General features: G+C 70.9%; 8 protein-coding genes. 4 read left to right on the forward strand and 4 right to left on the reverse strand.

Translation table 11 applies throughout. From position 1 onward, the window contains the following. Positions 1-179 precede the first annotated feature (179 nt). Positions 180-569: a DUF3099 domain-containing protein gene (locus ACIRPT_RS31190; RefSeq protein WP_403833134.1), complete on the reverse strand. Its 390-nt coding sequence runs from the start codon at positions 567-569 to the stop codon at positions 180-182. A 232-nt stretch (positions 570-801) separates the two neighbouring features. Between ACIRPT_RS31190 and ACIRPT_RS31195 the strand changes: the two genes are divergently transcribed. Continuing rightward, entirely contained in the window at positions 802-1,080 is a 279-nt protein-coding gene (locus tag ACIRPT_RS31195) for a GlsB/YeaQ/YmgE family stress response membrane protein (RefSeq protein WP_403507450.1), read from the forward strand. A gap of 69 nt (positions 1,081-1,149) precedes the next feature. Here ACIRPT_RS31195 and tyrS read toward each other — a convergent pair whose 3' ends face one another. The 3 genes from tyrS to ACIRPT_RS31210 form a co-directional block, all read right to left on the reverse strand. After that, positions 1,150-2,553 (reverse strand): tyrosine--tRNA ligase, encoded by a 1,404-nt coding sequence (gene tyrS / locus ACIRPT_RS31200; protein WP_403833138.1) that lies wholly within the window; start codon positions 2,551-2,553, stop codon positions 1,150-1,152. A gap of 111 nt (positions 2,554-2,664) precedes the next feature. Then, complete coding sequence (locus ACIRPT_RS31205; RefSeq protein ID WP_403833140.1) at positions 2,665-4,110, reverse strand: metallopeptidase TldD-related protein; 1,446 nt, start codon at positions 4,108-4,110, stop codon at positions 2,665-2,667. Further along, a complete protein-coding gene (locus ACIRPT_RS31210) occupies positions 4,107-5,687 on the reverse strand; it encodes a TldD/PmbA family protein (protein WP_403833142.1) in 1,581 nt (526 codons plus the stop codon). The genes ACIRPT_RS31205 and ACIRPT_RS31210 overlap by 4 nt, the downstream gene beginning before the upstream one ends. Positions 5,688-5,850: 163 nt before the next feature. Here ACIRPT_RS31210 and fabG point away from each other — a divergent pair, with 163 nt between their 5' ends. From fabG to ACIRPT_RS31225, 3 genes are all read left to right on the forward strand, one after another. Continuing rightward, positions 5,851-6,555 (forward strand): 3-oxoacyl-[acyl-carrier-protein] reductase, encoded by a 705-nt coding sequence (gene fabG, locus ACIRPT_RS31215; RefSeq protein WP_403515703.1) that lies wholly within the window; start codon positions 5,851-5,853, stop codon positions 6,553-6,555. Between the two features lie 5 nt (positions 6,556-6,560). Further along, positions 6,561-7,331 (forward strand): enoyl-ACP reductase FabI, encoded by a 771-nt coding sequence (gene fabI / locus ACIRPT_RS31220; RefSeq protein ID WP_403833144.1) that lies wholly within the window; start codon positions 6,561-6,563, stop codon positions 7,329-7,331. A gap of 152 nt (positions 7,332-7,483) precedes the next feature. Next, entirely contained in the window at positions 7,484-7,834 is a 351-nt protein-coding gene (locus tag ACIRPT_RS31225) for a hypothetical protein (protein WP_403833146.1), read from the forward strand. Positions 7,835-8,120 lie beyond the last annotated feature (286 nt).

The following is an 8,120-nucleotide window of genomic DNA, read 5'->3' on the forward strand; positions in this document are numbered from 1 at the left end:
CGCGCCCTGAAGCGGACATGGCGACGCCGGGCAGCCACGGGGGGAGCCGCCCGGCGTCGGTCCGTCGCTCCGACGGGGGATGCGGAGCGCGTACGCAGTATGTCACGGGGAATGGTGCGCGGTGCACCGGATCCGCATGATTGATCTGAGCTTTTCTTGAGCTTTGCAGACGCGTGCGCTCAGCCCCGCTGCTGCCCGGGGCCCGGAGTGTTGGCCTCCGGTGACTCCGGAACGGATTCCGCCGGCCCGTCCTGGCCGCCGGAGGCCTGGCCGCCGGGGCCCAGCATGGGCCGGACGGGCGGGGCGACAAAGGTCGAGGGAAGCGAAGGAGCGTTCTCCCGCCCCGCGTTGGCGATGACCACCGCGACGTACGGAAGCCCTATGCCCAGCACCAGCATCGCAATGGCAACCGGCCGTTCGACGTTCCACAGCACGGTGGCGAGCACGACCGCCACGGTCCGGATCGCCATCGAGATCACATAGCGGCGCTGCCGTCCCTTCACGTCCTCGGACAGTCCCTGCCGCGCCCCCGTGATCCGGAAGGTCTGGGCACTGCTCTGCTTCCGCATCACGTTCCACCACCTGGTCAGTTGTGCCGGATTCTCCCCGCATTCCGGGCACATTCCACGGTACGCCGCGACTGGGCCGCCTTCGAGACCGGGTCATGCCCCAGACGCAGGGGTCCGCCGGAACACCTGCCGTAGCCGCGGCTCCGGCGTGCGGCGTAGGTCATGCGGAGCGACACTGGCGGGGCACGGTTACCTGCGCGGCAGCCTGCTCCGCGCCGGACGAGGAGGCGACATGAGTTGGTTGTGGGCCATCATCCTCGGCCTGATTCTGGGCCTGATCGCGAAGGCCATCATCCCGGGCAAGCAGCAGATCCCCCTCTGGCTGACCGTGATCTTCGGCATGCTGGGCAGCGTCCTGGGCAACTGGGCGGCCACCGGCCTCGGCGTCAACGAGACCAAGGGCATCGACTGGACCCGGCATCTGCTCCAGCTGATCGGCGCGGTCATCATCGTCGCCGTGGGCGACCGGCTGTGGGCCTCCCTCCGCGGCCGCAAGAGACAACCCACCTGAGCGCCGCGGACAGGGAACGGCGGCCGGTGCGCGACACCCGCGCACCGGCCGCCGTCGTGAGCGTGCGACTCAGCGGCCCTCGAGCTGCGCGAGCTTGCGCCCGGCCTTGAGGTACGCGGTGCCCGGCGCACCGGCCAGCTTCTCGGCCAGCACCTCGGCCAGCGGGAGCACCGACTCCGCCTCGGCGAGCACCACCGTCTCCTGGCCGCCCTCGCCCTCCACGACCAGCCGCAGCGCGTTCTGCTTGGCCAGCCGCCGCGCCGCCGAGGCGCTCGGCGTGAACTCCAGGACCTTCGTCAGCACCGCCGCGACCGTCTCCCCGCCGTGCTCGGCGACATCGACGACCGGCAGCGACTCCACATCGGCGAAGGACTTCTTGGAGAACTGCGCGATGAACCCGGCCCGCGCCGCCATCGCCGCCTCCAGCCCGTACAGCGCCGCCACGACCTCACCCGCGAGGATCTTCTTGAGGTCCATCGGGTGCAGCGAACGGTCACCGATCCGCCCCAGCGCGAGCGCGATCTCCTCGTCCGTCCACTCCGTCCAGGCCTTGAGGTACGGCTCCATCAGCCGGTCCGGCACCGACATGATCTTGCCGAAGACATCGTCGGCGGGCGCGCTCAGACCGACGTAATTGCCCTTGGACTTGGACATCTTGGCGCCCGTGCCGTCCGTGCCCTCGATCAGCGGCATCGTCACGACCAGCTGCGGCGTCTGCCCGCGCAGCTCCATCAGCTTCCGGGCCATCTGGAGGTTGAGCAGCTGGTCCGAGCCGCCCAGCTCCACATCGCAGTTCAGCGCCACCGAGTCCAGGCCCTGCGCGATGGGGTACAGCAGCTCCGTCATGGTCAGCCCGGAGCCGGCCGCCAGCCGGTTGCGGAAGTCCTCGCGCTGCAGCAGCTGCGAGGCCGGCACATGGGCGAGCAGCCCGAGCAGCTCGGGGAAGGTGTACGGCGCCAGCCACTCGCTGTTCTGCCGGAAGCTGACCTTCTCGAAGTCGAAGAAGGGGCGCACCTGTTCGCGGTAGGTGGCGAGGTTGTGCGCGATGTCCTCGTCGGTCAGCGGCGGGCGCTCGGCCGTACGGCCCGACGGGTCACCGATCTTGGCGGTGAAGTCGCCGATGATCAGCGTGACGTCGTGGCCCAGCCGCTGGAACCGGCTCAGGATGATCAGTGGGACCGCATGCCCCAGGTGCACATCGGTCGCCGTCGGGTCGATGCCCAGCTTGATGTGCAGACCCTTGCCGGCCGCCCGGCGCTCCTCGATCCGCTCGGCCAGCTTGTCCACGCCCGGCAGGACCTCGACCGTACGGGCCGCGATCAGCTCGGCCTGCTCCTTGGCGGACAGGTCCGTCAGGTCGAGATAGCGCCGGGCGCCCGTCTCCTGGAGCAGCTCCGAGACCGTGGCGTCCGAGGAGAGGTCGGCGGAGAGCAGCGTGCTGGCGCGGGCGACGGATTCGCCGAGGCGTGTCATGGCGTTCCTGATCGATCGTGGTTCCCCCAGGGTGGTCCCCAAGGGGGGAGGCAAGAGGCCAGTCTATTCGGTGCCCGTGCACCCGCCCCCGCCTCCCCGCCCGCGCCGCGCTCACACCCCCGGGCTCACCGAGCTCATGTTGAAGTCCGGGATCCGCAGCGCGGGCATCGCGGCCCTGGTGAAGTAGTCGCCCCACTCACGCGGCAGGGTCCGCTCCGTGCGGCCCGCCTCCACCGCCCGCGACAGCAGATCCACCGGCGACTCGTTGAAGCGGAAGTTGTTGACCTCGCCGACCACCTCGCCGCCCTCCACCAGATAGACCCCGTCCCGGGTCAGCCCGGTCAGCAGCAGCGTGGCCGGATCGACCTCGCGGATGTACCACAGGCAGGTCAGCAGCAGCGCCGGACCGTCGTGCCCGCTCGCCGCCACCATCTCCTCCAGGGAACGCGAACCACCCCCCTCCAGAAGGAGGTTGTCGATCCCCGGCGCCAACGGCAGGCCCGTCAGCCCGGCGCTGTGCCGGGTGGTCAGCAGCCGGTTCAGCACACCGTCGCGCACCCAGTCGGTGGCGGCCAGCGGCAGCCCGTTGTCGAAGACGGACGCATCGTCGCCGGACGCATGCGCCAGGACGAACGGCGCGCACTCCAGCCCCGCCGCCGCCGGATCGCTGCGCAGCGTCAGCGGCAGCCCGGAGAGCCGCTCGCCCACCCGCGTACGCGCCGCCCCCGCGCCGTCGCCCGGCCTGGAAAAGACCGTACGGCCCTCCGCGGCATCCCGGGCCGAGGACGACCACAGCTGGTAGATCAGCAGATCGGCCACGGCGGTCGGCGGCAGCAGCGTCTCGTACCGCCCGGCGGGCAGCTCGATCCGCCGCTCGGCCCAGCCCAGCCGCCGGGCCAGCTCCGCATCCATCTCCCGCGGGTCGACATCGCCGAAGTCCCGGGTGGCGCGCCCCGCCCAGGCCGACCGGGCGCGGTCCGGCGACTTGGCGTTCAGCTCCAGCGTCCCGGTGGGCTGGTCGTGCCGCAGCCGCAGCCCGGCCGAGGTGCCCAGATACGACGAGACGACCCCGTGGTGCGCGAAGCCGTACAGCTCCCGGCCGCCCGCTCGGGCCTGCTGGAACGCCTCGCCGAGGGCCGGCGCGAACTGCGCGAAGACCTCCGATGAAGTCTCGTCGGGCGCGTCCGTGAAGTGCGCCGACGCCTTCCGGCCGGCCACCAGCGGCTGCGCGTCCTCGGCCGGCCCCGCGTCCCGGGCGGCCGCCTCCGCGGCCCGGACCAGCGGCTCCAGCTCGTCCGCGGTGACCGCCGACCGCGACACCACACCGGACGCGGTGCCCTGCCCGCCGTCCACCGTCGCGATGACGGTCAGCGTCCGGCCCCGGGTGACCCCGTTGGTGGTCAGCGCATTGCCCGCCCAGCGCAGATTGGCGCTGGACTGCTCATCGGCGATCACCACACACCCGTCCGCGCGGGAGAGCTCCAGGGCCCGCTCGACGATCTCGTGCGGTGCGTTGCTCCGGCGCTTACCGTTCGTGCCGTTCGTACGGGGACTCATCGACCCGCCTCCTGCGTGGTGTTAAGGATGTTCACGCCCTCGAACAGCGCCGACGGGCAGCCGTGCGACACCGCCGCGATCTGCCCCGGCTGTGCCTTGCCGCAGTTGAAGGCGCCGCCCAGCACATACGTCCCGGGACCGCCGACCGCCCGCATCGAACCCCAGAAGTCGGTGGTCGTGGCCTGATAGGCGACATCGCGCAGCTGCCCGGCCAGCCGGCCGTTCTCGATACGGAAGAAACGCTGGCCGGTGAACTGGAAGTTGTACCGCTGCATATCGATCGACCACGACCGGTCCCCGACGACGTAGATGCCGCGCTCCACGCCCGCGATCAGCTCCTCCGTGGACGGCCCGTCCGGCGCCGGCCGGAGTGACACATTGGCCATCCGCTGCACCGGCACATGGCCCGGCGAATCCGCGAACGCGCAGCCGTTGGAGCGCGGGAATCCCGTCAACCTGGCGATTCTGCGGTCGAGTTGATAGCCGACCAGGGTCCCGTCCTTGATCAGATCCCAGGACTGCGCGGCCACCCCCTCGTCGTCGTAGCCGATCGTCGCCAGGCCGTGCTCGGCGGTCCGGTCGCCCGTCACATTCATGATCTCGGAGCCGTACGCCAGCTTCCCCAGCTGGTCGAAGGTGGCGAACGAGGTGCCCGCGTAGGCCGCCTCGTACCCCAGCGCCCGGTCCAGCTCGGTCGCGTGACCGATCGACTCATGGATGGTCAGCCAGAGGTTCGACGGGTCCACCACCAGGTCGTACGCACCCGGCTCGACGCCCGGCGCGCGCATCTTCCCGGCGAGGTGCTCCGGGATCTGCGCCAGCTCGCCGTCCCAGTCGTAGCCGCCGCCGGTCAGGTACTCCCAGCCGCGGCCGACCGGCGGCGCGAGGGTGCGCATCGAGTCGAACTCGCCGCTCGCCTCGTCCACCGCGACCGCCGTCAGCTGCGGGTGCAGCCGCACCCGCTGCTGGGTCGTGCTGGTGCCCGCCGTGTCCGCGTAGAACTTGTTCTCCTGGACGGCCATCAGCGAGGCATCCGCATGCGCCACCCCGGGCGCCGCCAGCAGCCGGGAGCTCCACTCCGCCAGCAGCCCCGTCTTGTCGGCGTCCGGTACGTCAAAGGGGTTGATCTCGTACGAGGAGATCCAGGTGCGGTCGGGGTGCGCGGGCTCGGCCGCCAGCTCGACCCGCCCGCCCGTCGCCCACCGCCCCCCTTCGCCGGAAGCGCTTCGCGCTGCTGTATCGATTCCGGCGGCCTCGATCACCTTGGCGGACAGCTTCGCCATCGCCACCGCCTGCGAGGCCACCCGCGCCGCCGCGTCCATCGTCAGATCGACCCCGGAGGCGAAACCCCAGGCGCCGCCGTGCACCACCCGTACCGCGTACCCGAGGTCGGTGGTGTCCGAGGTCCCGGCCGTACGGGCGTCCCGCAGCCGCCAGGCCGCGCTGCGCACCCGCTCCAGGCGGAAGTCGGCGTGTTCGGCGCCCAGGGCGCGGGCCCGTGCCAGCGCGGCGTCGGCCAGCGCGTGCAGCGGCAGCGCCAGGAAGGTCTCATCAAGGGTGTGGGGTGCAGCGGGCACGTCGTCCTCCCCGTAGTCGGTGACTGCATCATGCCCTGGTTCTGTGGGGACCCGACAGTGACCGGCGCGGGGCCCTGTACAGGCTCGATTCCCCGGAATGCCCCTGTGACCGATAGTTTCGTAGCGAACTCAGGACGGATCAGGAAACGGAAAGGGTGATCTTTTGAGCCGCTCGGTTCTGGTCACCGGAGGCAACCGCGGCATTGGCCTCGCCATTGCCCGTGCCTTCGCCGAGGCAGGCGACAAGGTCGCCATCACCTACCGCTCGGGCGAGCCCCCCGCGGGATTTTTGGCCGTGAAGTGTGACATCACGGACAGCGAGCAGGTCGAGCAGGCGTACAAGGAGATCGAGGAGAAGCAGGGCGCGGTCGAGGTGCTGGTGGCCAACGCCGGCGTCACCCGCGACCAGCTGCTGATGCGGATGTCCGAGGAGGACTTCACGTCGGTCCTCGAGACCAACCTCACCGGCACCTTCCGCGTGGTCAAGCGCGCCAACCGCGCGATGCTGCGGGCCCGTAAGGGACGCGTGGTGCTGATCTCCTCCGTGGTGGGCCTGATGGGCGGCCCGGGGCAGTCGAACTACGCCGCCTCGAAGGCCGGCCTGGTGGGCTTCGCCCGCTCGCTCGCCCGGGAGCTGGGCAGCCGCAACATCACCGTCAACGTCGTCGCGCCGGGCTTTGTCGACACCGACATGACCCGCGCGCTCACCGACGACCAGCGGGACAACATCATGAAGCAGGTGCCGCTCGGGCGCTATGCGCAGCCCGAGGAGATCGCCGCCTCGGTCCGCTTCCTGGCCTCCGACGAGGCCGCGTACATCACCGGAGCCGTCATTCCCGTCGACGGCGGATTGGGCATGGGTCACTGATCAGCATGAGCGGAATCCTTGCAGGCAAGCGCATTCTCGTCACGGGCGTGCTGACCGAGTCGTCGATCGCGTTCCAGGCAGCCAAGGTCGCCCAGAACGAGGGCGCCGAGGTCATCCTCACCGGCTTCGGCCGGCTCTCGCTCGTCGAGCGCATCGCCAAGCGGCTGCCGAAGCCGGCGCCGGTCATCGAGCTGGACGTCACCAACCAGGAGCACCTGGACACCCTCGCCGACAAGATCCGCGAGCACCAGGGCGAGGACGCCCGCATCGACGGCATCGTCCACTCCATCGCCTTCGGCCCCCAGGGCGCCTTCAACTTCCTGGAGGCGGGCTGGGAGGACGTGTCGACGGCCGTGCAGGTCTCGGCGTACTCCTACAAGTCGCTGACCATGGCCCTGCTGCCGCTGATGGAGCACGGCGGCGCGGTCGTCGGCCTCACCTTCGATGCGCAGATCGCCTGGCCGAAGTACGACTGGATGGGCGTGGCCAAGGCGGCGCTGGAGTCCACCAACCGCTACCTGGCGCGCGACCTGGGCCCCAAGGGCATCCGCTGCAACCTGGTCTCGGCCGGCCCGATCAAGTCGATGGCCGCCAAGTCCATCCCCGGCTTCGAGGAGCTGGCGGACGTGTGGAACCACCGCGCCCCGATCGGCTGGGACCTGGCCGACCCGGAGCCGGCCGGCCGTGGTGTCGTCGGCATGCTGTCCGACTTCTTCCCGCGTACGACCGGTGAGATCGTGCACGTCGACGGCGGCGTGCACATGATGGGCGCCTGACGCCCGCAGCGCATCTCCACTGCCCGTCCCGGTCCGCCGGGGCGGGCAGAACGCGTTTTCGAGTCGAGAAGCGGCGGCCTCCGCCACACACTGGAGGAACGCCGGGGCTCGCCCGGCGCAACGTTCCCGGCGCATCGTGGGGAGGTCCCGGCGTGCCCGCATCCCGCTGCCGTACGGCAGCTCTGACGGTCGCCCTGACCGCCCTCCTGGGCGTCACCGCATCGGCCGCGCGGGCCGTGCCGCCCGCCCCCGGCGACGATCCCCGGGAGGTGCCGCGGGCCCGGTGCCGCACCGCCGTCGTGGGCAGCACCGGCACCGCCCGCTGCTTCAACCCCAACGGCACCCTCAGCCGGGTGCGGCTGCACATCGAGTGCAAGCGCTGGTACGACCCGGATGTGGACACCCGCGCCGTACCGGTCGGCCCCGCCCGGCAGATCACCGTCGCCGGACGCTGCTGGCAGGAGATCCAGGACCTGTGGGTCAGCCAGGACCTGGGGGAGTGAGCGGAGGGGCCTGAGAACGGGGCGCCTGGCAGCGCTCCTGCGCGGCGCCGTGCGGGCCGCGGTCCCGGCGGTTACCCCGTACGGCACGGCGCCGATCACGTGGTGCGCCCCGGGAATACCGCCCGGCACACGCCGCGTTGTGGCCCCGCAGGGGGCGCTCGTCACCCTTACGGGATGCGTTCGACCGCGCCCTAGGTGTATTGATCACGAGCGTTGTTAACAGTCGCTGGGCTTGATCAATGGCGAAGACCTCCGGTGTGGTGGAGGTGTCTACGCTTCACCGCAC

Origin of the sequence: Streptomyces sp. NPDC101227 (assembly GCF_044767545.1) — a bacterium.
GTDB lineage: Bacteria > Actinomycetota > Actinomycetes > Streptomycetales > Streptomycetaceae > Streptomyces.